Here is a 23,141-nt window from a genome sequence, read left to right on the forward strand (position 1 = left end):
TGCCTGATAGCATGGAGATTAAAATGTGGGTGGGAGCAAACTCCCGCCCACATTCTATTTCTCGCAAAAAACGCCATACTCCCCTCCTGGAACTGGATATGAATCGGCTTTCGCGAGGACAGTGTGTCTAAAGGTGTGGTGTTATCGGTCTTGGCCTCGGTGTTGTTTGCCGTGATGTATTACTTCACGTCACTGCTCACACCGTTGAGTGGTCTGGAGATTTTCGGCTGGCGCATGTTGCTTACAGTACCTTGCATGACGGTGTTCATGATCGTCAGCGGCGAGTGGCGGCGGGTGTGGGAACTGTTGCGGATATTGGCGGCCAAGCCGCGCCTGATCGCCGGGGTGCTGGTGTCTTCTGCCTTGCTCGGCGTGCAACTGTGGCTGTTTATGTGGGCGCCGCTGAATGGGCGCAGCCTGGACGTGTCCGTTGGGTACTTCCTGCTGCCGCTGACCATGGTGCTCACCGGGCGCCTGGTCTACGGCGAGCGGTTGTCACGGTTGCAACAGATCGCTGTGGTGTTTGCCGCGCTGGGCGTACTGAACGAGTTGTATCAGGCTGGTGGTTTTTCCTGGGCAACGCTGGTGGTGATCATCGGCTACCCGGTGTATTTCGTGGTGCGCAAATACCTGACCACCGACCATTTGGGCGGGCTGTGGCTGGATATGGCGCTGATGCTGCCGGTGGCTTGGTGGTTTGTTCAGAGCGGTGAACAGGGCTTTGCTGTGCTCGATGTGCATCCCAAGCTATACGGGTTGATTCCGATGCTGGGCTTGATCAGCGCTTCGGCGCTGGTGAGCTACATTATTGCCAGTCGCTTGCTGGCCTTCAGTCTGTTCGGGCTGCTGAGCTACGTAGAACCGGTGCTGCTGCTGGCGGTGGCTCTGCTGTTGGGCGAAGGCATCCAAGGCGGGCAATGGCTGACCTATATCCCGATCTGGCTGGCGGTGATGGTACTGGTGTATGAAGGGTTCAAACATCTAGTGCGTCAGCACCGAGCTTGAATGGCTGGATGGAAGTGGCGCAATGGCGTGGGGGTATCCATTCCCCTTTGTCGAGTCAGGTCCTGACTTCGGTCGTCGGTAATTCAGGCGTACCTACGCTTTGTTCAATAACGTCGGCTGTGCTCTCCAGCCTTTCCCTCCACTTACCGTAATGGGGGATGTTGCTCTGGATTTGACTGCCCACCCTTTCCAAGTTGGCATCCATCTCTGCCTTATCAACACCAAACAGCTTGCCGATACGATTATCGTGATTCAATTCAAGCAGTGTTCCTTTGATGGGGTCTTTCAGGATGGTTTCGATGGAATTCGCCACGTTGTCAGGAACACTCAGCGCTTTCAACGCGGTAGCCAGGCCATGCCCAGGACTTCGGAGTTGCTTCAGGAACTCGTCGTAAAGACCCATTAGGTCATTAGCGCGCACGTTGTTCAGGGAGACACTGGTTATTTTCTTGCGGAACTCATTGAAGGTCATGGGTTCAAGCGGTTGGTTTTGGTTCAACCCGTTTTGGACGAAATAAAATCTCCTCGCCTTGGCGTCCTTTTTTTGGCCGCCGCCTTGCAAGTTTCCATAAGCGTCGTAGCTATAGACGATGGCCTCACCATCTGGCCGATACCCGACATAAAACGCCTTGCCATCTGGTTCCAGTTTATAGAGCTGCGTTCGCACCAGCTCGTCGACCTGAGCGGGTGGGACCGAAGCGTCTTTGTTCAACCGCTCGAAAATATCCCCCCGCTCATGGCCGAAACTACCCACGACCGCATTAATATCACCAGCCGCGAACTCGCCGAACTGCTTGTTGACCCGTTCCTGTTGCTTGGGTGCTTCAGGATTGGAAAAATGCTGGGTAAATCGCTTTCGCTCAGTCAGGTCATTGGCTACGTCCTTGAGCCAGGCCGTCATTTCCTCTGCATTCTTGAACTCATGAAACGAGGTTACGTCATCTTCCGGCATATACAGCACGAAATTAGGCCCATCTTCGGTAGGCGGCACCCGCTTGATCACCATCATGTCATTGGACTGAGCGCCATCAACCGCGAATGTCGAGACCTGCACCCCAGGCGCACCCGGTTTGTTGGGTGAGACCACAGCCTTCACCAACTGATAACCCTCGGCGCTGAGGGTGTCGCCCAGGAACTCGGTTTCACCATCATCCAGAAACTTCTTACGCGCCTGATTGACCGGGTCTGCATCATCGGATGAACGCACATTACGAACTGGCGCGGCCTGTTCCGCTGGTAGGCTGGGCTCGATCGGGCGTTGATGGGTAGGAGAATTCACATTCATAAGCGGACCTCTTCGGAATAGAAGCGCAGGTTTCTCTGCGCTCCTCGCCTCTGTGTGATACTTGAAAAAACATCTGTTCCTATTCCACCGCCCGGCAATTGCAACCCGATATAACCGACACAAAAAAACCCGGTAAAAACCGGGCTTTTTCGTTATCCATTGAATTACTCGGCAGTCAGTACGCCGCGACGCACCTGGTCGCGCTCAATCGACTCGAACAGCGCCTTGAAATTGCCTTCGCCAAATCCATCGTCGCCCTTGCGCTGGATGAATTCGAAGAACACCGGCCCCATCAGGGTTTCCGAGAAGATCTGCAGCAGCAGGCGCTTATCGCCTGCAACCGAGGAGCCATCCAGCAGGATGCCGCGCGATTGCAACTGGTCCACCGGCTCGCCGTGGTTCGGCAGGCGGCCTTCCAGCATTTCGTAGTAAGTGTCTGGCGGTGCGGTCATAAAACGCATGCCGATCTTCTTCAACGCGTCCCAGGTTTTGACCAGGTCGTCGGTGAGGAACGCCACGTGCTGGATGCCCTCGCCGTTGAACTGCATCAGGAACTCTTCGATCTGCCCGGCGCCCTTGGACGATTCTTCGTTCAACGGGATGCGGATCTTGCCATCCGGTGCGCTCATGGCCTTGGAGGTCAGGCCGGTGTATTCGCCCTTGATGTCGAAATAGCGCGCTTCGCGGAAGTTGAACAGTTTTTCGTAGAAGTTGGCCCAGTAGATCATGCGTCCGCGATAGACGTTATGGGTCAGGTGATCGATGACCTTGAGACCCGCGCCTACCGGGTTGCGGTCAACGCCTTCGAGATAGACGAAATCGATGTCATAGATCGAGTTGCCTTCGCCGAAGCGGTCGATCAGGTACAGCGGCGAACCGCCGATGCCCTTGATCGCCGGCAGGTTCAGCTCCATCGGCCCGGTTTCAATATGAATCGGCTGGGCGCCCAGTTCCAGGGCCCGGTTGTAGGCTTTTTGCGAGTCCTTGACGCGGAATGCCATGCCGCACACCGACGGCCCATGTTCGGCCGCGAAGTAGGCGGCGAGACTGCCGGGTTCGCTGTTGAGGATCAGGTTGATCTCGCCCTGGCGATACAGGTGCACGTCCTTGGAGCGGTGGGTCGCCACCTTGGTGAAGCCCATGATCTCGAAGATCGGCTCCAGTGTGCCAGGCGTCGGCGATGCGAATTCGATAAATTCAAAGCCCATCAGGCCCATTGGGTTTTCATATTGGTCGGTCATTTCGATGCCTCATCATTCTTGTAGGTAGCAATTGATCAGTTGCGAGCAAGGATGAGGTTCGAGGGTGGCGCACAGGAAAGACCCCGCACGCTGCGGGCGAGGAAGTCACCAAAGATGAGGGGGGAGCCGAGTAGCTTCATGGTGTCATCAGTCTCTGACGGCCGAGGCTTGCGTGAGCGCAAGTCCATATTCTTGTATGCGTAAACCGATTCTACACAGCGTAAACAGATTTGTCCGTACTCTTATCAAATCCCCATTGCCCTGTTTCGTGCAAGAGATTTGTAGCAAGCGCGCCGGCTGGTTGAGCACCCGGGACACGCGTGAATAGGCCCTCAGCCCAGAATCAACAATCGGTAGCGAGCGTACTTGGGCAATGCCATCTATCATCGGCACATACCCTTCTTTTTTCAGCGACTGACTGTCCCTATGCCCCTGACCTCCAAAGGCCCACGAGGCCGAGCCACACGTTACGTCATCAGCGCAACCTGTGGACTGCTCCCGATTCTGCTGGGGGTCGCGATTCTTTACTGGCAAGCTGAACGCACACTTGAACAAAGCACCACACAAACAGCTCAGGAAGCAGTGCGCCAGTTTGATTTGATGCTCGACAATACCGCCCTCGCCGCCCGGGATTTGCTGCCATTGGCAGGTAAGCCGTGCGATAACGCGGCGAAACTGGCGCTGCGCGAACAAGTCACGCGCCGGCCGTTCGTACGCGCCACCACGTTGTCCTGGCAGAAAAACATTTATTGCAGCTCACTGTTTGGCGGCGACTACCAATCGCCGGTCAACCCGGACGACTATGTAGATGGCCGGTTGTGGTTGATGAATGGCAACCCTGTCACGCCAGATACTGCGTTACTGGTTTACCGCCTGGTGGAGGGTGAGCGAGGCGCGTTTGCCTCGATCGACAGCTACCACCTCACCAATGCCTTGCGCCTGATCAGTCGTTACGCCCACCTGATCTTGCAAGTCGGGCCCAATTGGCTGGATGCCGACGGCAAAGTGCATAACGACGCAGTGCCCGTGTTTGCCGTAGCCCATCATCACCTTGCATCCGCGCGCTATCACTACAGCGTCGAGGCCGGGATGCCTGCCGGAGAAACCTGGCGTTATATGCAGGCCCGCTATCCGGCGGTGTTCAGCCTGGTGGCGTTCTTTGGTGTGCTGGCTGGCATCCTCGCCCATTGGCTGCAAAAACGCTCGTCGGCACCCACCCACGAACTGCAACGTGCATTAAGCGCCAACGAATTTATCCCGTATTTCCAACCCGTGGTGCGCGGTGATACGCGTCAGTGGGCCGGTTGCGAAGTGCTGATGCGCTGGAAACATCCCAAAGAGGGCCTGGTGCGGCCAGATTTGTTTATTCCCCTGGCCGAAGACTCCGGCCTCATCGTGCCGATGACCCGCGCCCTGCTGCGCCAGACCGCCGCGCAACTGGCGCCCCATGCCGAACGCTTCAACCCCGGTTTTCATATTGGCGTGAACATTACCGCGCGGCATTGCCAGGACCTTGAACTGGTGAACGATTGCCAGGAGTTTCTCGCGGCCTTCCCGCCCGGCCAGGTCACCCTGGTACTGGAGCTGACCGAACGCGAACTGATCGAGCCCACCGAGACCACCCGGAGCCTGTTTGACGCCCTGCATCAGTTGGGGGTGATGATCGCGATCGATGACTTCGGCACCGGCCATTCCAGCCTCGGTTACTTGCGCAACTTCAATGTCGACTACTTGAAGATTGATCAGAGCTTTGTCGCCATGATTGGGGTGGATGCACTGTCACGGCATATTCTGGACAGCATCATAGAACTGTCAGCCAAGCTTGACCTTGGCATTGTTGCCGAAGGCGTGGAAACAGCAGAACAGTGTGAATACCTCGTCGCCCAAGGTGTGGATTTCTTACAAGGTTACCTGTTCGGCAAGCCGCTACCCTGCGATGAGTTCATTAAATCGTTAGGCAGCCGATGAAAGATTGTTATTTGGACAGAAGACATGATTTACTCCAGAGGGATTAACTACTACAATTTTTCTGCCTGTGCAGAACTCGCAGAAGGGTCTTCTTCGTTGACGTCGTGTTAACGTTCCTGGCTTATAGCTTTGTCTGCAGTTGATATCAGCCACTACACTATTGGAGTACAGATTTTGTCCAGACTCGCCGAATTTCGCGCAGCAGAAAAAGCCCTTCAAGAGCAGCTGGCCCAGCTGGAATCCTTGAAGAACGACGCAGGCTTGAAGAAAGAAATCGAATTCGAAGAAAAGCTCAAAAAGCTGATGGACAGCTACGGCAAAAGTCTGCGCGATATCATCGCCATTCTTGATCCAGCCCCGCGCAAGGCGGGTGCAACCATCGCCGCAGCGCCAAAGCAGCGCCGTGCACGGGTCGTCAAGGTTTACCACAACCCGCATACCGGTGAACTGATCGAGACCAAAGGCGGCAACCACCGCGGCCTGAAAGCGTGGAAAGAAGAGTACGGCGCTGCCACAGTAGATTCCTGGCTGCGCGGCTAATCACCCCACACTAAAAAAGCCCCGCACATGCGGGGCTTTTTTGCAGTTGACGGTTCGAAATCGAACTTAACCAGCCGTTCATTTTGTTCAAAACCACTAAAATGGGCCGATTCAAAGTTTCAGGCTGTTACGCACCGAACTGACTTCGTCCTTGCTCGCCTCGTAGGCTTGCGCCTGGCCCGCGTAAGAAAATACATAGGCCTTATCTGTATCCACCGCGCCGACTAATGTTTGTGACAACACGTGCCGTCCGTTTTCGGTTATCACGCAAGTAGTCTCCAACGCTTCAAGGCGACTCAGTGTCGTAGGATGCATCTTGCTGCACACGCTTTGATAACCGCCCCGGGCGAAATCTTTCTGAATCGATTTGCGCATCTCCAGTAACACGCTTGGAAGATTAACTTTATGCCCGGGCTCAATTGGCGTGCCGGTCAACTCCATGACCATCAGGGTTGCGCCGTTTTCATCATTTTTGATCGCGCGCTGGCGAGACACTGTTTGAGCCTTCGCGGGGACTTCGTCGTCAGGTATGACTTCTTCGACCTGCCAGCCGCTGGGCCAATGAATCTCCGGGTCGGCCGCCAATACGAACGAACTCCCCAGCATCAGGCACAACGTACTCAACAGCGATTTACGAAACTCGATCATTATGAAAAACGCCCAGGGTTCAAGCCGCAAAGTTTGCGGCCCCAGACCCGCCGCTCGCAAGGGCCGCGTGCGTTTTTTCATTTGGCGCGACAGGTAGCCCTTGCGTATCATGAGCCGGCAGCACGGATGCTTGCCGCACGCCAAGGGACCGCTTTGCCCCATTTTTCTGGAGGGCCCATGAGCCTGCACGAACTGAACACCTTCCCGGGCGTCACTGCCCAGCCTGACACCGCCACTGCAAACTTTGTGTTTAACCACACCATGTTGCGGGTCAAGGACATCACCAAATCGCTGGACTTCTACACGCGCGTGCTGGGTTTCTCCCTGGTTGAAAAGCGCGACTTCCCGGAAGCCGAATTCAGCCTGTATTTCCTCGCCCTGGTGGACAAGGCCCAAATCCCGGCCGACGCCGCCGAGCGCACCCAGTGGATGAAATCGATTCCGGGCATCCTTGAGCTGACCCATAACCACGGTACCGAAAACGACGCCGACTTTGCCTATCACAACGGCAATACCGACCCGCGTGGCTTTGGCCATATCTGTATTTCGGTACCGGATATCGTCGCTGCGTGCGAGCGTTTCGAAGCGCTGGGCTGCGATTTCCAGAAGCGCCTGACGGATGGCCGCATGAAGAGCCTGGCCTTCATCAAGGACCCGGATGGTTACTGGGTCGAGATCATCCAGCCGGCGCCGATGTAACACGCGGCGCGTCTCGCGCAGTACGCAGGAATAAAAAAGCCCCATGATTGCTCATGGGGCTTTTTTGGTTTTTCGCGTGTCACTTATGCCGGGGCTGATGTGCGAATCAAGTGATCGAATGCACTCAGGGAGGCCTTGGCACCCTCGCCCACCGCAATGACGATCTGCTTGTAGGGCACGGTAGTGACGTCACCGGCCGCAAATACACCCGGCAGTGAAGTCTCGCCACGGGCATCCACGATGATCTCGCCGCGAGGCGTCAACTCCACCGTGCCTTTGAGCCAGTCGGTGTTGGGCAACAAACCGATCTGCACGAAGATACCTTCCAGGTCGATAGTCTTGAACTCACCACTGTCGCGATCCTTGTAGGCAAGGCCGGTGACTTTCTGGCCATCGCCTTTGACTTCGCTGGTCAGCGCGCTGGTAATCACATCCACGTTCGGCAAGCTGTAAAGCTTGCGTTGCAGCACCGCATCGGCGCGCAACTTGCTGTCAAACTCAAGCAGCGTGACATGGTTGACGATCCCGGCCAGATCAATAGCCGCTTCCACACCGGAGTTACCGCCGCCGATCACCGCAACGCGCTTGCCCTTGAACAGCGGCCCATCGCAGTGCGGGCAGAAGCACACGCCCTTGGCCTTGTATTCCTGCTCGCCCGGCACACCCATCTCTCTCCAGCGGGCGCCAGTGGCCAGGATAACGGTCTTGGACTTGAGGGTCGCACCGCTTTCGAAGCGAATCTCATGCAACTCACCGGCATTTTTCGCCGGCACCAGGCTGCTGGCGCGTTGCAGGTTCATGATGTCCACGTCGTACTGACGCACATGCGCTTCCAACGCACTGGCCAGTTTCGGCCCTTCGGTTTCCTGTACCGAGATAAAGTTCTCGATGGACATGGTGTCCAGCACCTGGCCACCAAAACGTTCAGCCGCTACACCGGTACGGATACCTTTACGGGCTGCGTAGATGGCCGCCGAGGAACCGGCTGGGCCGCCGCCGACAACCAATACATCGAACGCCTCTTTGGCACTGATTTTCTCGGCGGCTTTTTCGAGACCGCTAGTGTCGAGCTTGGCAAGAATTTCTTCCAGGCCCATGCGGCCCTGGCCGAAGTTCACCCCATTCAAGTAGACACTGGGCACCGCCATGACCTGGCGCTCGTCGACTTCGGCCTGGAACAGCGCGCCGTCGATGGCCACGTGACGGATATTGGGGTTCAGCACCGCCATCAGGTTCAGGGCCTGGACCACGTCCGGGCAGTTCTGGCACGACAGCGAGAAGTATGTCTCGAAGCTGAACTCGCCTTTAAGGGCGCGGATCTGTTCAATCACTTCGACACTGGCCTTCGACGGGTGGCCACCGACTTGCAACAGAGCCAGCACCAGCGAAGTGAATTCATGGCCCATGGGGATGCCGGCGAAACGCAGGTTGATATCGGCACCCGGGCGGTTGATGGAGAACGATGGCCTGCGCGCATCATCACCATCGGTTTTCAAGGTAATCAACGTCGTCAGGCTGACAACGTCCTGCAAAAGAGCGAGCATTTCCTGGGATTTCGCGCCGTCGTCGAGGGAGGCGACGATCTCGATCGGCTGGGTGACCCGTTCCAGGTATGACTTCAACTGAGCTTTAAGATTGGCGTCCAACATACGGGCGATTTCCTGTTCATTCGGTTTATTGCAGACAAAAAAACGCCCGAGCGAATCTCGCCCGGGCGTTTCGAGGGCGGATGCAGCTTACTGAGGTGCGGATTCCCGCCCTTGATACGTCTTCACAGACTTAGATCTTGCCGACCAGGTCCAGGGACGGAGCCAAGGTAGCCTCGCCTTCTTTCCACTTGGCTGGGCACACTTCGCCTGGGTGGGCAGCGACGTATTGAGCAGCCTTGATCTTGCGCAGCAGCTCGGAAGCATCACGGCCAACACCACCGTCGTTCAGTTCGACGATCTTGATCTGACCTTCCGGGTTGATCACGAAAGTACCGCGATCAGCCAGGCCAGCTTCTTCGATCAGCACGTCAAAGTTGCGGGAGATGGTCAGGGTTGGGTCACCGATCATGGTGTACTGGATTTTGCCGATGGCTGGCGAAGTGTTGTGCCAGGCAGCGTGGGCAAAATGGGTGTCGGTGGACACGCTGTAGATTTCGACGCCCAGCTTCTGAAATTCGGCGTAGTTGTCAGCCAGGTCTTCCAGTTCGGTTGGGCAAACGAAGGTAAAGTCGGCTGGGTAGAAGAACACTACCGACCACTTGCCTTTCAGGTCAGCGTCGGTCACATCCAGGAAGCTGCCGTTTTTGAAAGCGGTGGCTTTAAACGGTTTTACTTGGCTGTTGATGATAGGCATCGTTGACTCTCCGTCAGGGGTTAAGAAGTTGATGAGATGAATCCTACCGACTCTTTCGGTCGATGGCCCATTGGCAAACCTGATGCTGACGATTGGCTTTCTCTATCAAGTGGCGGTATTAATAGAAGAAATTTCAAATCAGCGGCTGGGTCGCCAGGGTCATGCCGAGAAATGGCGTCGCTTCAACATAGCGCATGGCGGATTTCATGTCGTTCCACCCGACGTAATTCATCAGCGACTTCAAGTCCCAGCCACTGCGATGGGCCCAGGTGGCAAAGCCGCGCCGCAGGGAGTGGCTGGTGTATTGCTCGGCGGGGATGCCTGCGCGTTCCAGGGCTTGGCGCAATAATGGGATGACACTATTGGGATGCAGCCCCTCCTCGCCCAGGTTGCCCCACCGGTCGATGCCGCGAAAGACCGGGCCGCGAACCAGCGCCGAGGCGCTGAGCCAGTCGCTGTAAGCTTGCACCGGGCACAGGCGCAGCAGCGCTGGCGTCTGGTACGTCTTGCCCAGGTTTTCCCGATCGCCTTTGCTGCGCGGCAGGTACAGGCTGATCCCGGCGCCGGGCACAGCCTGGACGTGTTCAATACTTAATCGGCACAGCTCATCACTGCGAAACCCCCGCCAAAAGCCCAGCAGGATCAGCGCAGTATCACGCTTGGCGCGCAGCAAGCGGGGCGGGTCCTGGTTTTCGCGGGCCTGGCTTGCTTCAAGCGCCAGTGAAGTGACGACCTGCTCAAGATGCTGTAGCTGCAAAGGCTCAGCCTGCCGCTCGCGCGCTGGATGCACGGCACGAATCCCCTTGAGCACCTTGCGCACCACGGGCGCTTTCGTCGGATCGGCAAAGCCCTGGCTGGTGTGCCACTGCGCCAGTGCCGAAAGCCGCAGTTTCAAGGTGTTTACCGCCAACACTCCGGCGTGCGCCACCAGATAACGCGCCACGCTGTCGCTGGTGGCCGGCAGGAACCCTCCCCAACTCACTTCGAAGTGCTCGATCGCCGCACGGTAGCTGCGGCGCGTGTTATCGCGGGTCGCAGCGTTGATATATCGATCCAGGTCGCTCATGGGTGTCGTTTCGTACTGCTGTCAGGGGAAGTGGCGGTTAAAACCGTTATGACACGGGATAATACGCCAATATCCCATCTCTTAAATCATGAATTTCAACGAGTTTTTATACGTGTTATAGTACGTATATACATACCATGTACCACAGTACTAAATCGACGGAGACTCCATGGCTCGCGGCGGCATAAACAAAGCAGTAGTTCAGACGGCACGCCTGGCAATCCTTGCCCGCGGTGAAAACCCCAGCATCGACGCAGTACGGATCGAGATGGGTAATACCGGCTCGAAAACCACCATTCATCGCTATTTGAAAGAGTTGGACGAAAGTGAAACCCGGCTGACCATTACCGAGGCGCCGATTGACGACGAGCTCGGCGAGCTGGTCGCACGCCTGGCCCAGCGCTTGAAAGAGAAGGCTCAGGAGCCGATTGACTTGGCGCTGGCGCAATTTGAACAGCAGAAAACCGCCCTGCTCGCCCAGGTTGAGGCGCTTGAAGAGGCACACACTCAGCTCAAGCAGCAATTTGATATCCAGGCCGCAGCCCTGGCGGAAGAAAGCGCTGCGCTGCAAACCACCAGCACCAGCCTGCAAGCCGAGCAAACCCGTAACGCCGGGTTGAGCCAGGCGTGCAGTGATTACGAGTTGCGGATCAACGACAAAGACGAGCAGATTCGCTCACTGGAAGAGAAACACCTGCACGCACGCGACGCGCTTGAGCATTACCGCAACGCGATAAAAGAACAGCGCGAGCAAGAGCAGCGTCGCCATGAAGGCCAGCTGCAGCAGATTCAAGCCGAATTGCGTCAGGCTCAGCAAAGCGCACTCGTACGCCAGGATGAAATCACCCAACTGCATCGCGATAATGAACGCCTGCTGATTGAGCAGCGAGTAACCACCAAGGAACTGAACGCATTGCAGGATCAGAGCCGCAAAGATCAGGCCGCACAACTCAAGCTCAACGAGCATCTGAGCAAGATCGACAGCGAGCGCGCCCTGCTTCAGGAGCGCCTGCGGGTTGCAGCACTGGACAGTCAGGCACGCCAGGAGGCGCTACTTGAAAATCAGCAGCGCAACAAGGCACTGGAACTGGACCTGATCAAGGCCCAGGCCAGCATCGACGCGCTGCGCCTAGCCGCCGCCGTTGCAACGGCGCCAGAAACAGCACAACCATCCTGATCAATCGGCCACAGGCGTGCGCATGGTGACGAACTCTTCGGCCGCCGTCGGGTGCACGCCGATGGTCTCGTCAAAATGCTGTTTGGTCGCGCCCGCCTTGAGCGCGATCGCCAGCCCCTGCACGATTTCGCCTGCATCCGGACCGACCATATGGCAGCCCAAGACCTTGTCGGTGTCGGCATCGACCACCAGTTTCATCAGGGTCTTTTCCTGGCAGTCGGTCAAGGTCAGCTTCATCGGCCGGAAACGGCTTTCAAAGATCTGCACCTTGTGGCCTTGCTTGCGCGCGTCTTCTTCCGTCAGCCCGACGGTGCCGATATTCGGCAGGCTGAACACCGCCGTTGCGATGTTGGCGTAATCCACCGCACGGTACTGCTCCGGCTTGAACAGGCGCCGCGCCACAGCCATGCCTTCAGCCAGGGCAACCGGCGTCAGTTGCACCCGACCAATCACATCGCCAATGGCCAGGATCGATGGTTCGGCGGTCTGGTAAAGATCGTCCACCTCAACGAAGCCGCGCTCGTCCAACTTCACGCCGGTATTTTCCAGCCCCAGGTTGTCCAGCATCGGGCGGCGGCCGGTGGCATAGAACACACAGTCGGCTTCCAGCACGCGGCCATCTTTCAAGGTGGCCTTGAGGCTGCCATCGGCTTGCTTGTCGATACGCTCGATATCGGCATTGAACTGCAGGTCCAGCCCGCGCTTGGTCAGTTCTTCCTTCAGATGGGTGCGCACCGAACCGTCGAAGCCGCGCAAGAACAGGTCGCCACGATACAGCAAGGTGGTGTTGGCACCCAAACCATGGAAAATTCCGGCGAATTCCACTGCAATGTAACCACCACCCACCACCAGTACGCGCTTGGGTAGCTCTTTAAGAAAGAACGCCTCATTGGAACCGATCGCGTGTTCACGCCCTGGAATTTCCGGGATCTGCGGCCAGCCGCCGGTAGCGATCAGGATGTACCTGGCAGTAAAGCGCTCGCCGTTGATCTCTACCTGATGCGCATCTACCAGACGCGCATGACCTTCATGCAGGGTCACCCCGCTGTTGACCAGCAGGTTGCGATAGATGCCATTAAGACGGTTGATCTCGCGATCCTTGTTGGCAATCAGGGTTGCCCAGTCAAAGTTCGCTTCGCCCAATGACCAACCAAAGCCACTGGCTTGCTCGAAGTCTTCGGCAAAATGCGCGCCGTACACCAACAGCTTTTTCGGCACGCAGCCGACGTTCACACAGGTGCCGCCCAGATAGCGGCTTTCCGCAACAGCCACCTTGGCACCGAAGCCTGCGGCAAAGCGCGCCGCACGAACACCGCCGGAACCGGCGCCAATTACATACAGATCAAAATCGTAGGCCATTTCACTCTCCTCGGCAGAACACCAGCATACCGACTTACATGGGGCTGAAAAACGAAAAAGCCACCCGAAGGTGGCTTTCTCTTGAAACAGTGCGGCAAGTGTAAATCAGTAGGCCTTGCCAGTCTTGTAGAAGTGCTCGTAGCAGAAGTTGGTTGCTTCGATGTAGCCTTCGGCGCCACCGCAGTCAAAACGCTGCCCTTTGAACTTGTAGGCAATTACGCAACCGTCTTTGGCTTGCTTCAACAGCGCATCGGTGATCTGGATTTCGCCACCCTTGCCCGGCTCGGTTTCTTCGATCAGTTTGAAGATGTCCGGGGTGAGGATGTAACGACCGATGATCGCCAGGTTCGACGGAGCATCTTCCGGCGCTGGCTTCTCGACCATGTCACGCACGCGGATCAAGCCATCGCCAATATCGTCGCCGGCGATAACACCGTACTTGTTGGTTTCAGTTGGGTTGACTTCCATCACCGCAACGATGGTGCAGCGGTATTTCTGGTAGAGCTTGACCATCTGGGTCAGCACACCATCACCTTCCAGGTTCACACACAGGTCATCCGCCAGAACCACGGCAAACGGTTCGTCACCGATCAGCGGGCGACCGGTAAGGATAGCGTGGCCGAGGCCTTTCATCTGAGTCTGACGGGTGTAGGAGAACGAGCACTCGTCGAGCAGTTTGCGAATACCGACCAGGTATTTTTCCTTGTCGGTGCCTTTGATCTGGTTTTCCAGCTCATAGCTGATGTCGAAGTGGTCTTCCAGGGCGCGTTTGCCGCGGCCGGTAACGATGGAGATCTCGTTCAGGCCGGCATCCAGGGCTTCTTCCACGCCGTACTGAATCAGTGGCTTGTTCACCACCGGCAGCATCTCTTTGGGCATGGCTTTGGTCGCTGGCAAGAAGCGAGTGCCGTAACCGGCTGCTGGGAACAAGCATTTCTTGATCATATGAGTCCTTACAAAGGGCTGTGCGTACGGAATTCGGCGCAGTCTAATCAGGCCGCAGTCACCTTACAATGGCTCCTGCTGGCGTTGCGATGTCATCATAGAGAAAAAATGGCGCAGTAAGTTCCGCTGATCCTGCAAAGGGCTTCATCAACGGTCAGGCAGAACGCACCCTGCTTATAACATCTGCAATTGTTTTAGCACGCTTTTCGCCTGCCAGCACGGACCTGCAACAACGTGCGCGCTACCCCAGGCTTTTGGCGGTATCATGGGCGCCTTGTACCAGACCATGAGATTCCCAATAGATGTCAGAACCCAAAGGTGTAAACGGCTACCTGATCACCCAGCGTGCAGACGGCTGGCACTTGATCAATTTTCACGGCGACAGCGTTGCTGGAGCATTCGCGACCGAAAGCCAAGCCATTGCAGTAGCCGAGGTGTTTGTGGATGAAGCAGGCCACGCGTCGAGCAAGCGTCCGAAAAACAAGTAAGCCTCGCCACACCGCCACAAAAAAGCCCCGGTCGACGGGGCTTTTTTGTGGACGTCTGTTTTTGTCGGCGCCCTGCGACCTCTGCGCCCCCGACACTTAGTTGTTTCGCCTGGTAAACGACTATTGTTTTTCAATTCGCGTAATCCCATTCTTACATCCAAAACCCCAACTAAAGCATTCTCATTTGGCGGCATGTAGTCCAACTCTTACAGTCAAAATAAAACTTTTGGCAAATTGCCATATCCTTCCTATATATCACTACACGTTACGGCTACATCACTAAACGAATGCGCCGACTTACTTCAACAGTGCAAAGCCACACAATCATTTCCGCCTCAAACGTGCCGCCTGATTGCAATGCAATTAATTGGAAAACCTGATTATCAGAAGGCCGACTCGGCTGACGACATCGGGATTTACCGGGCGCCACTTTTGCGGTGAAACCGTCAGTCCCAGACCCAATAGCGGCGGGACTTTTCAATGACATTTTTATGTGGGCGTCTGCAAATGAAAACTAAGTTTAAAACTGCGCTGTTTACCCTTGGGCTGTTCGCCGGCTCGATCTCAGGAGCTCATGCCGCAGATGGAACAGTCACCTTCCTCGGATCGGTCCACTCGGGTGCTTGCTCCATTAAGCCTGAATCCATCGACCAGACCGTTAACCTCGGCGCCATCGCAAAGCATCAATTGCAGGCCGGCGGCAAGTCGGAAGCCCGAAGCGTGAAAATCGAACTGGAGGGCTGCGACCTGACGAACCTTACCGATAACACGGTAACCACCACCTTCACTGCCGCCCCCTCAAACGATGTCCCAGGTGCAATCGGTACCGTCGGTGGTGCAGGCCTCATCGGCATCATGATGACCCACGGCGGCAACCCCGTTGAGCTGGGCGTCGCGACAACCCCGCAAGCCATTTCCACGGGTGATAACACCCTGGAATTCGGCGCCTACGTTCAAGGCGCGGCTACCGGCGACATCGTCCCCGGTGATTTCAGCGCCGTCACCAACTTCACCTTGGCCTATCAGTAAGTTGTTCCCCCCGCCACCTGAGGGTGACGGGGGGACGGGTGGGAGATACCGGTGAAAACATTCTTGAATCTCGTAGTCACCTCCTCGTTGACGATGTTCATCAGTCCTTGGAGTTTCGCCCAGCCACCTGCTCAGGGCGAAGGCATTGTCACGCTGGGTGGCGTGATCGTCGACTCCGCATGCGGGCTGGAACTGGTCAGTGCCGATCAGTCCATCGAGATGACACCCGAGCCCATAGGCAGGCTATTGCGCAATGCATTGGGCGAGCCACACCCCTTCGAATTACGCCTGGTCAATTGCTCCTTGACGCGCCCGGACCCGTCGCGGCCCGGGGCCACGCTGCCTGATTGGGAGCATCTGCGGGTGACCTTCGACGGCCCTCGCGACAGGGACGGCCGCTCCTTTGCCGCCTTTGGAGACTCACAGGGGGCTGCCTTTCATATCTGGGATTCGGCTGGCCAAGAGAGTGTGCCGGGCGAGCCCATGGCTCCGCACCCCCTGGCTGAAGGTGACATGACACTGCACTACACGCTTCGGCTGGTCGGCAACGGGCTGCCACTGGCACCGGGGGCTCACCGGGTCGCAGTGCGGTTCAGGTTGGAATACTTTTGAACATTGATGGGTTGCTTTCATGCTGAATACGTCGAAGATCAAAAATACGCTTCGCCCCAGCCTGGTAGGCGGGCTGATGTCGCTGGCCGGAACCGCGTTGGGCGCCGGGGATATCGAATTCAATACCGACGTGCTTGATTTGAATGATCGCACCAATATTGATTTGTCCCGCTTCGCCCGTAGCGGTTTCATTCTGCCCGGCACCTACACGATGCTTGTGCAGATCAATGGCCAGCCTGTTTCCGAGCAAACGGTGGCTTTCTACCCTCCCGAGCATGATCCCAAGGGCAGCCAGGCATGCTTGTCCCCTGGCCTGGTGGAACTGTTGGGGCTGAAGGCGTCGGATGCTACCAAACTCATCGCGTGGAAAAACGGCGAGTGCCTGGATACCCAAGGCCTGCCAGGCACAGAGGTGAGTGCTGACCTGGCCACCTCCACGCTGAACATCAACCTGCCCCATGCCTACCTTGAATACAGCGCCCTCAACTGGGATCCACCCGCGCGCTGGGATGAGGGAGTGCCAGGATTACTGGTTGACTACAACCTGACGGCACAGTCCAACGCCCAGAAAAACCAAAGTACACGCAATCACCTGAGCGGTAACGGAACCCTGGGGGCCAATGCCGGGGCCTGGCGCCTGCGTGCCGATTGGCAGGGACGCGTCGACAGCGCGAGGGACCGATCCGCCGGGGAGCAGAAGCTGGAGTGGAGCCGCTACTACGCTTACCGTGCCATTCCTTCGCTGAAGGCCCGATTGGTGGTCGGCGAGAACTACCTTTACTCGGACCTGTTCGACAGCTTCCGTTTTACCGGTGCCGCGCTGAATTCGGACGAAAGCCAACTGCCACCGAACTTGCGCGGCTATGCGCCGGAGGTTGTCGGGGTTGCCAAGACAAACGCCAGGGTCGTCGTCAGCCAGCAAGGCCGCGTGCTGTATGAAGCCCTGGTGGCGGCCGGCCCCTTTCGCATTCAGGACCTCAATGACGCCGTCACGGGTACGCTGGATGTGCGTGTGGAAGAGCAGGACGGCTCGGTGCAAACCTTCAAGCTCAACACCGCCGGTGTTCCTTACCTGACGCGCCCCGGGCAAATCCGCTACAAACTCGCGACCGGACGGCCTTCCGATCTTCAATACGGGGCTGACGGTGACTTTTTCGGCACCGGCGAATTCTCCTGGGGGATCAGCAACGGCTGGTCGTTGTTCGGCGGCGCCATTACCGATAACAACTACCATGCGGCCACTGTCGGTGCAGGTCGTGACTTGCTGGTGTTAGGAGCATTATCCCTGGATGTGACCCAGTCCCATGCGAACGTGTGGAATCAGACCCTCTCGGGTAAATCCTATCGCCTGCAATACTCCAAGAACTTCGAACAATACGACAGCCAAGTAACCTTCGCAGGTTATCGGTTTTCCGATAAGAACTTCTTAAGCATGAGCGAATACCTGGATGCTCGTCATTATGGAATGAACGGCGAACTCGCAGGGCGCGGAAAATACGACGAGTTGGGTCAATACGCTGGCGAATTCAAACCTATAGGGGGCAGTAAGGCGCTGTATACCGCCACGATCAACAAACAGTTTCGCGACCTGGGTGCCACGGTGTACGCCGGTTACAACAAACAAACTTACTGGTCGCGGCCGTCCAGCCAGCGTTGGAACTTGTCGGTGTCTCGCTACTTCAATGTCGGCACGGTCAAGAATCTGAGCCTGTCCCTGAATGTCTATCGCACCCAGGACTACAACTATAAGGATAACGGCATGGCGCTGACGGTCAGCCTGCCGCTGGGACGCAGTGGCACGTTATCGCTGGACGCAAATAGAACTGCAGGCAAGAGCGGCTTTTCAACGCGCTACAGCGATCGCCTGGATGAACGCAACAGCTACCAGCTCAGTGCGAGTGACAATTCCGCCAGCGGTTACCTGAGCCACATGGGTGATCAGGCTGACTTGACGCTGGCCGCCAGCCGTCAACAGGGCAACACCAGCCTGAGCATGTCGGCCCGCGGTGGCGGCACCCTCACGCCCCACGGCGCAGCACTGCATCGAACCAGCAGCATGGGCGGCACGCGTCTGATGGTCGATACCGGCGGTGTAGCCGATGTGCCAGTGCGCGGTTACGGCACGCCGACGCGCAGCAACGCCTTTGGTAAAGCAGTGATTTCCGATTTGAGCAGCTACCAGCGTACGGCGGCCAGCGTGGATCTGGAGCGCCTGCCGAAAAACGTCGAAGCCACACAATCTGTCACGCAAGTGACGCTCACCGAAGGTGCCATCGGCTACCGATCCCTGGAAGTGATTTCCGGTGAGAAAGCCATGGCGGTACTGCGCCTGCCGGATGGCAGTACACCGCCCTTCGGCGCAACGGTTAAGAACGCCAAGCAGCAGGACACCGGCATTGTGAATGATGGCGGCAGTGTGTACCTCAGCGGTATCCAGGCGGGTGAGCAGATGTTCGTCACCTGGGGAGAAAGTTCGCGCTGCATTCTTACGCTGCCTTTGGATTTGCCGGCTGATGGCTTGACCCATGCCCTGCAACTGGATTGCCGAATGGTAGCCACTGATCAAACCTCGCCCGCGCCGTCCGAGCTGACCGGCCAGCACACCGCCACGGAGAACACATCCTCATGATGCTCAATACACGCCTCACCCTCTCGTCCATCGCATTGCTGGCCTTCAGCCTGAGCCAAAGCGCCCACGCCGCGATTGCCCTGGACCGTACACGCGTGATCTTTGACGGAGGCAAGGACGCCACCAGCGTGAATATCACCAACAACAACACGCAGTTGCCGTACCTGGCCCAAGGATGGATTGAGGATGAACAGGGTCAGAAAATCACCGCGCCCTTGATCGTGCTGCCACCGGTGCAGCGTGTGGAGCCCGGCAAACAAAGCCAGGTAAAGGTCCAGGCTCTGCCCGCGGCCAAATCCTTGCCGCAGGATCGGGAGACGGTCTACTACTTCAACCTGCGGGAAATTCCGCCGCGCAGCGACAAGGCCAACACGCTGCAAATCGCGCTGCAAACCCGGATCAAATTGTTCTATCGACCGCAAGCCATCACACCGACCCAGCAAGATCTGTCCAACCCCTGGCAGGAAAAGCTGACCCTTTCACGGCAGGGCGAACATTACCAGGTGAACAACCCAACGCCGTATTTCGTGACCCTGGTGGATGCACGCAGCACCAAGGATGGCAAGACCGTGTCAGGTTTCGAACCGCTGATGGTGCCACCCAAAAGCTCGCTGACCCTGGGCCCGACCGCCAAGGCCCTCGGAACATCGCCTTATCTGGCCTACGTGAATGACTACGGCGGGCGGCCGCTGCTGGCGTTCACCTGCAGTGGCGAGACGTGCAAGGTGAACCTGCAAGCAGCCCCGCTCACACAGTAATACCGACCGGAGTCAGCCATGAAATCGCACTATGTGAAGGTCTTGGGCGGCCTGCTACTGGCCCTTGTCGGGAGCGCGCAGGCCCAGGATGGAGACGATATAGAAGGCATGAGCGGACGACTGAATATCTCCGGATCAATGCATGAAACCCCCTGCAACCTGGAGATGACGTCGGTGCATCAAACCATTGACTTGGGCGACGTCTCCACCAGCGAACTGCGTCGTCCTGGCGATCAGGCAAGGTCAGTGGCATTCCAGTTGCGCTTCACCGATTGCCACCGCACCGCCGGCAGCATCCGCAGTGAACGCACAGGCAATCTGACGTGGAGTGCCTTTCAACCGGTGCTGTCGGTCGCGTTCCTCGCTCCGGCCGATGCCGATGATCCACGCCTGGTCAAAGTGCAAGGCATTACCGGGATGGGCCTGCAATTAACGGATGTGCGTGGCCGGGATGTAAACCTGGGGCAGCGGGGAGAACCTTTGTTCCTGCCCCTGGGTGGCGCCACCCAGACCTGGAACGTTCGGCCCACACGCACCTCCGCGCCGTTGACCAGCGGGGCATTCCGGGCCGTGGTGGATTTCAGGCTCAATTATGAGTAAGGGCAGAAAAATGGCGAAGTCAAACGGCTCGTGGGCCGTGTTTATAGGCGCCCTGATGTGGGCCGTCAGCGAGGCGGTTTTGGCCGAGACCAGCCTGACCATCCGTGCGGTGATCATTGCGCCGCCGCCGTGCGTCATCAACAGCGGCAGTACGCTTGATGTGCCATTCGGCAATGACCTGCTGACCTCAAGGATCGACGGAATCAACTACCGCCGTGGTGTGCCCTACACCGTTACCTGTAATGCGCCGTACAGCAACGCGCTGACACTGGAACTCAAGGGCACCGGGGCTGCGTTTGACAGTCGTGTGCTCGTGACCCGCAAGCCAGACCTTGGGGTGAAGCTGTTCGTCAATGGCACTGACTGGCCTTTGAACACGGCGGTGAACTTTACCTATCCCAATTTACCGGTGGTTCAGGCGGTACCGGTCAAGCGCGTCGGCAGTACGTTGACAGGCGGGGCCTTCGATGCGACCGCCACTCTGGTGGTGGATTACCAATGAAGTCGATTACCCATGAAGAGAAACGATCCATGACCTTTTGGCCGCAGAAAGCATTGCTCGCCTTGTGCGCCATCAGCCTTTGCAGCGGCGTATCGGCCAACCTGACCTTCAGCGGAACACTGAACGAGCCCCCGCCCTGCACCATCGACGCCGGCAATACCATTGAAGTGGATTTTGGCGATGTCGGCGTAAAGCGCGTCGATGGAGTGAAATACCGCCAGAGCGTCGGCTACACCATCAACTGTGGCACCGACACGCTGCCTTGGGAGCTTAAGTTGAGCGTCAACGGTACCGCGACAACGTTTGACAGTTCGGCGGTACAGACCAGCGTACCGGCACTGGGTATCCGGGTTTTCCAGAACAACCAGCCATTTGTCCTGAACTCCCCGCTGGAAATCAGCCTGTCGTCGCCACCGGTATTGGAAGTGGTTCCGGTCAAACAACCTGGCGCAACCCTGACACCCGCCCGGTTTACCGCGGTGGCCACGTTGTTGGCCGAATACCAGTAGGAGTTGAGTCCATGGGATATAAACGCATCCACCCGGTCTGGGCCTGTGCCGCGCTGGTACTGAGCCTGGGCTTGATCGCCGAAGGTAACGCAGCGGACAACCTGAGTTTCAGAGGCAATCTGGTTGAAGAAGCCTGCACGATTCGTCCCGGCGACGAAGCCATTACCCTGGAACTCTGGGACCTGACCAGCAAGTACCTCTACCTCAACACCCGCTCACTCGGAAAGGTTTTCAAGCTGCACCTGGAGGACTGCGACACCACGGTTGGCAACACAGTCACGATCACGTTCGGCGGCAGGGAAAACCCCGAGCTCCCCGGATTGCTCGCGCTCGATGGCGGCAGCGGCGCCTCCGGCATTGCGGTGGGCCTGGAGACGCCGGCTAACAACCCCCTGCCACTTAATACCGTCAGCGACAGGCAGGTGTTGAGCGATGGCAATAATGTGATCGAGCTCAAGGCCTATGTGCAGGGCGAGCCACGGGCTATCCAGGACCAGACCATCGGACATGGTGCCTACACAGTGACGTCCACGTTCACGCTGGACTATCCGTAAACCTGCCTGGCAAATCCCCACTTTATCCGAGCTCGCGTTGACAGGCGGGCTGAACGCTCGCCGGGGTAGAGCTCGGACAAAGAATCAACGAGAGATCAAAATGAAACGACTACATGGCGCCATTGTGTTTCTTGCACTGCTTGGTATCACCATGAATGTGAAAGCAGCTCAATGCCGTGTGAACGGCGGGCCGTGGATACAAATAGACATCGGCGGAACCCTGAATTTGCAGGTCCCGGTAGACGTACGCCTAGGCTCGGATGCCACCCGCATTCTTCTTGAGGGGGCGAACCTGGAATGCCGATTCACGCCTTACCCCGGTTTCCCGCCTCATCTCACGGACTACTGGTCAACCGGTGTACAAGCCGGTGCCCCCTGGACGCCTGGGCCAAAGTTCGTCAACCAGGGTACGGGCCTACGGATAAACGGGACATTCCAGAACACCCCGGTCCCCTATGGTATTCGTGTGTCAACAATGCCCAATAACAGCCTGGGAGTTCCGATCAACGTAACCCCGTATATTTTGATACGCAACAATCCGACAAACCCTATCGACATTCGAATCGGAGACACCCTAGGGGTCTTGCGTCTCTACCAGACAAACAATTACAACGCCTACGGTACGGCGCTCGCACTGACTTATACCGCTGCCAACAACTTCTCCATCTCACCGTCAACCTGCACCATCAACAATAACAACCCGATCGAGATCAACTTTGGTGACGTCAATCAGCGGGCGATCGGCAGCGACCCCCTCACGAGCGCCATCCGCGTCAACCGCAGGCTCACCTATTCCTGCCCGGATGGCGGCATTACCACGCCCATCACCATTACCTACAAAGGGATACCGTCGTCGTTCGATAATCGGCTCCTGATGATGACCAATCCGAACGTGGGTACTGCCCTTGTACGAGGCGGATCCGCAGTGCCAGTCAATGGCTCGTTCCTGACCCGGATTACCAACAGCGTGGGCGGCGATGACGTGACGTTTTCCCTGGCTCGGCGCGCGGGATCCCTCCCCACCCCCGGGGCCACAAGCGGCAGCGGAGTGCTCGTGATGGGAGTGCCATGACACAGGTGCGAGGCTGAGGCACTCTGGAGTGAGCAGTCGAAGATCTTGTATCTGGGACTGCGCACCAGGTGGCAGTTCGCTATAATCCGCGCCAACGCCCCACGACAGTGTC

The 23,141-nt window shown here is 57.4% G+C and carries 23 protein-coding genes; 15 read left to right on the plus strand and 8 right to left on the minus strand.

What is annotated here, in order from left to right; all coding sequences use genetic code 11:
- Positions 1–123 precede the first annotated feature (123 nt).
- Complete coding sequence (gene rarD / locus QMK52_RS21505) at positions 124–1,005, plus strand: EamA family transporter RarD (protein ID WP_005788242.1); 882 nt, start codon at positions 124–126, stop codon at positions 1,003–1,005.
- A 55-nt stretch (positions 1,006–1,060) separates the two neighbouring features.
- Here the strand turns inward: rarD and QMK52_RS21510 are convergent, their stop codons facing one another.
- Both QMK52_RS21510 and hppD read right to left on the minus strand, forming a co-directional pair.
- Positions 1,061–2,290, minus strand: a complete 1,230-nt coding sequence (locus tag QMK52_RS21510) for a dermonecrotic toxin domain-containing protein (protein WP_320403380.1) — start codon at positions 2,288–2,290, stop codon at positions 1,061–1,063.
- 164 nt (positions 2,291–2,454) lie between these two features.
- Positions 2,455–3,531, minus strand: a complete 1,077-nt coding sequence (gene hppD / locus QMK52_RS21515) for a 4-hydroxyphenylpyruvate dioxygenase (RefSeq protein WP_320403381.1) — start codon at positions 3,529–3,531, stop codon at positions 2,455–2,457.
- Between the two features lie 426 nt (positions 3,532–3,957).
- Between hppD and QMK52_RS21520 the strand changes: the two genes are divergently transcribed.
- Both QMK52_RS21520 and QMK52_RS21525 read left to right on the plus strand, forming a co-directional pair.
- Complete coding sequence (locus tag QMK52_RS21520; protein ID WP_320403382.1) at positions 3,958–5,499, plus strand: EAL domain-containing protein; 1,542 nt, start codon at positions 3,958–3,960, stop codon at positions 5,497–5,499.
- Positions 5,500–5,673: 174 nt separating this feature from the next.
- Complete coding sequence (locus QMK52_RS21525; RefSeq protein ID WP_005788234.1) at positions 5,674–6,039, plus strand: histone-like nucleoid-structuring protein, MvaT/MvaU family; 366 nt, start codon at positions 5,674–5,676, stop codon at positions 6,037–6,039.
- 111 nt (positions 6,040–6,150) lie between these two features.
- Here QMK52_RS21525 and QMK52_RS21530 read toward each other — a convergent pair whose 3' ends face one another.
- Positions 6,151–6,687, minus strand: coding sequence for a DUF4946 domain-containing protein (locus QMK52_RS21530; RefSeq protein WP_005788232.1), 537 nt, complete (start codon positions 6,685–6,687; stop codon positions 6,151–6,153).
- A gap of 177 nt (positions 6,688–6,864) precedes the next feature.
- On the opposite strand from QMK52_RS21530, the gene gloA reads away from it, so the two are divergent.
- Positions 6,865–7,386 carry a lactoylglutathione lyase gene (gloA, locus tag QMK52_RS21535; RefSeq protein ID WP_005788230.1) on the plus strand — a complete coding sequence of 174 codons (522 nt, stop codon included), beginning with the start codon at positions 6,865–6,867 and terminating at the stop codon, positions 7,384–7,386.
- Between the two features lie 83 nt (positions 7,387–7,469).
- Here gloA and ahpF read toward each other — a convergent pair whose 3' ends face one another.
- The 3 genes from ahpF to QMK52_RS21550 all read right to left on the minus strand — a co-directional run bounded on the left by ahpF (position 7,470) and on the right by QMK52_RS21550 (position 10,795).
- Positions 7,470–9,035, minus strand: a complete 1,566-nt coding sequence (ahpF, locus tag QMK52_RS21540; RefSeq protein WP_320403383.1) for an alkyl hydroperoxide reductase subunit F — start codon at positions 9,033–9,035, stop codon at positions 7,470–7,472.
- Positions 9,036–9,165: 130 nt separating this feature from the next.
- A complete protein-coding gene (ahpC, locus tag QMK52_RS21545) occupies positions 9,166–9,729 on the minus strand; it encodes an alkyl hydroperoxide reductase subunit C (RefSeq protein ID WP_005788226.1) in 564 nt (187 codons plus the stop codon).
- Positions 9,730–9,862: 133 nt separating this feature from the next.
- On the minus strand, positions 9,863–10,795 hold the full coding sequence (locus QMK52_RS21550; protein WP_005788224.1) for a site-specific integrase: 933 nt from the start codon (positions 10,793–10,795) through the stop codon (positions 9,863–9,865).
- Positions 10,796–10,964: 169 nt separating this feature from the next.
- Between QMK52_RS21550 and QMK52_RS21555 the strand changes: the two genes are divergently transcribed.
- Positions 10,965–11,972: a DNA-binding protein gene (locus tag QMK52_RS21555; RefSeq protein WP_005788222.1), complete on the plus strand. Its 1,008-nt coding sequence runs from the start codon at positions 10,965–10,967 to the stop codon at positions 11,970–11,972.
- On the opposite strand, the gene gorA is transcribed toward QMK52_RS21555, so the two are convergent.
- Positions 11,973–13,331 carry a glutathione-disulfide reductase gene (gene gorA / locus QMK52_RS21560; protein ID WP_005788220.1) on the minus strand — a complete coding sequence of 453 codons (1,359 nt, stop codon included), beginning with the start codon at positions 13,329–13,331 and terminating at the stop codon, positions 11,973–11,975.
- A gap of 105 nt (positions 13,332–13,436) precedes the next feature.
- A complete protein-coding gene (galU, locus tag QMK52_RS21565) occupies positions 13,437–14,276 on the minus strand; it encodes a UTP--glucose-1-phosphate uridylyltransferase GalU (RefSeq protein WP_003173830.1) in 840 nt (279 codons plus the stop codon).
- Positions 14,277–14,578: 302 nt separating this feature from the next.
- Here galU and QMK52_RS21570 point away from each other — a divergent pair, with 302 nt between their 5' ends.
- The 10 genes from QMK52_RS21570 (at position 14,579) to QMK52_RS21615 (ending at position 23,029) form a co-directional block, all read left to right on the plus strand.
- Positions 14,579–14,764, plus strand: a complete 186-nt coding sequence (locus QMK52_RS21570; protein ID WP_005788216.1) for a hypothetical protein — start codon at positions 14,579–14,581, stop codon at positions 14,762–14,764.
- Positions 14,765–15,271: 507 nt separating this feature from the next.
- Positions 15,272–15,793, plus strand: a complete 522-nt coding sequence (locus QMK52_RS21575) for a fimbrial protein (RefSeq protein WP_320403384.1) — start codon at positions 15,272–15,274, stop codon at positions 15,791–15,793.
- Positions 15,794–15,844: 51 nt separating this feature from the next.
- The gene (locus QMK52_RS21580) at positions 15,845–16,405 is read left to right on the plus strand and encodes a fimbrial protein (RefSeq protein WP_005788213.1); all 561 of its coding nucleotides are present in this window, start codon (positions 15,845–15,847) and stop codon (positions 16,403–16,405) included.
- A gap of 19 nt (positions 16,406–16,424) precedes the next feature.
- Entirely contained in the window at positions 16,425–19,034 is a 2,610-nt protein-coding gene (locus QMK52_RS21585) for an outer membrane usher protein (protein WP_320403385.1), read from the plus strand.
- The gene (locus QMK52_RS21590; RefSeq protein ID WP_005788210.1) at positions 19,031–19,792 is read left to right on the plus strand and encodes a fimbria/pilus periplasmic chaperone; all 762 of its coding nucleotides are present in this window, start codon (positions 19,031–19,033) and stop codon (positions 19,790–19,792) included. The genes QMK52_RS21585 and QMK52_RS21590 overlap by 4 nt, the downstream gene beginning before the upstream one ends.
- Positions 19,793–19,810: 18 nt before the next feature.
- Entirely contained in the window at positions 19,811–20,392 is a 582-nt protein-coding gene (locus tag QMK52_RS21595; protein ID WP_005788208.1) for a fimbrial protein, read from the plus strand.
- Positions 20,393–20,402: 10 nt separating this feature from the next.
- Positions 20,403–20,894 (plus strand): fimbrial protein, encoded by a 492-nt coding sequence (locus tag QMK52_RS21600; RefSeq protein WP_032803532.1) that lies wholly within the window; start codon positions 20,403–20,405, stop codon positions 20,892–20,894.
- A 29-nt stretch (positions 20,895–20,923) separates the two neighbouring features.
- Positions 20,924–21,403, plus strand: a complete 480-nt coding sequence (locus tag QMK52_RS21605) for a fimbrial protein (RefSeq protein ID WP_032803882.1) — start codon at positions 20,924–20,926, stop codon at positions 21,401–21,403.
- An 11-nt stretch (positions 21,404–21,414) separates the two neighbouring features.
- Complete coding sequence (locus QMK52_RS21610) at positions 21,415–21,957, plus strand: fimbrial protein (protein WP_194438171.1); 543 nt, start codon at positions 21,415–21,417, stop codon at positions 21,955–21,957.
- Positions 21,958–22,057: 100 nt separating this feature from the next.
- Positions 22,058–23,029: a fimbrial protein gene (locus QMK52_RS21615; protein ID WP_005788202.1), complete on the plus strand. Its 972-nt coding sequence runs from the start codon at positions 22,058–22,060 to the stop codon at positions 23,027–23,029.
- Positions 23,030–23,141 lie beyond the last annotated feature (112 nt).

This window comes from Pseudomonas sp. P9_2 (assembly GCF_034008255.1).
Classification (GTDB): Bacteria; Pseudomonadota; Gammaproteobacteria; order Pseudomonadales; family Pseudomonadaceae; genus Aquipseudomonas; species Aquipseudomonas synxantha_A.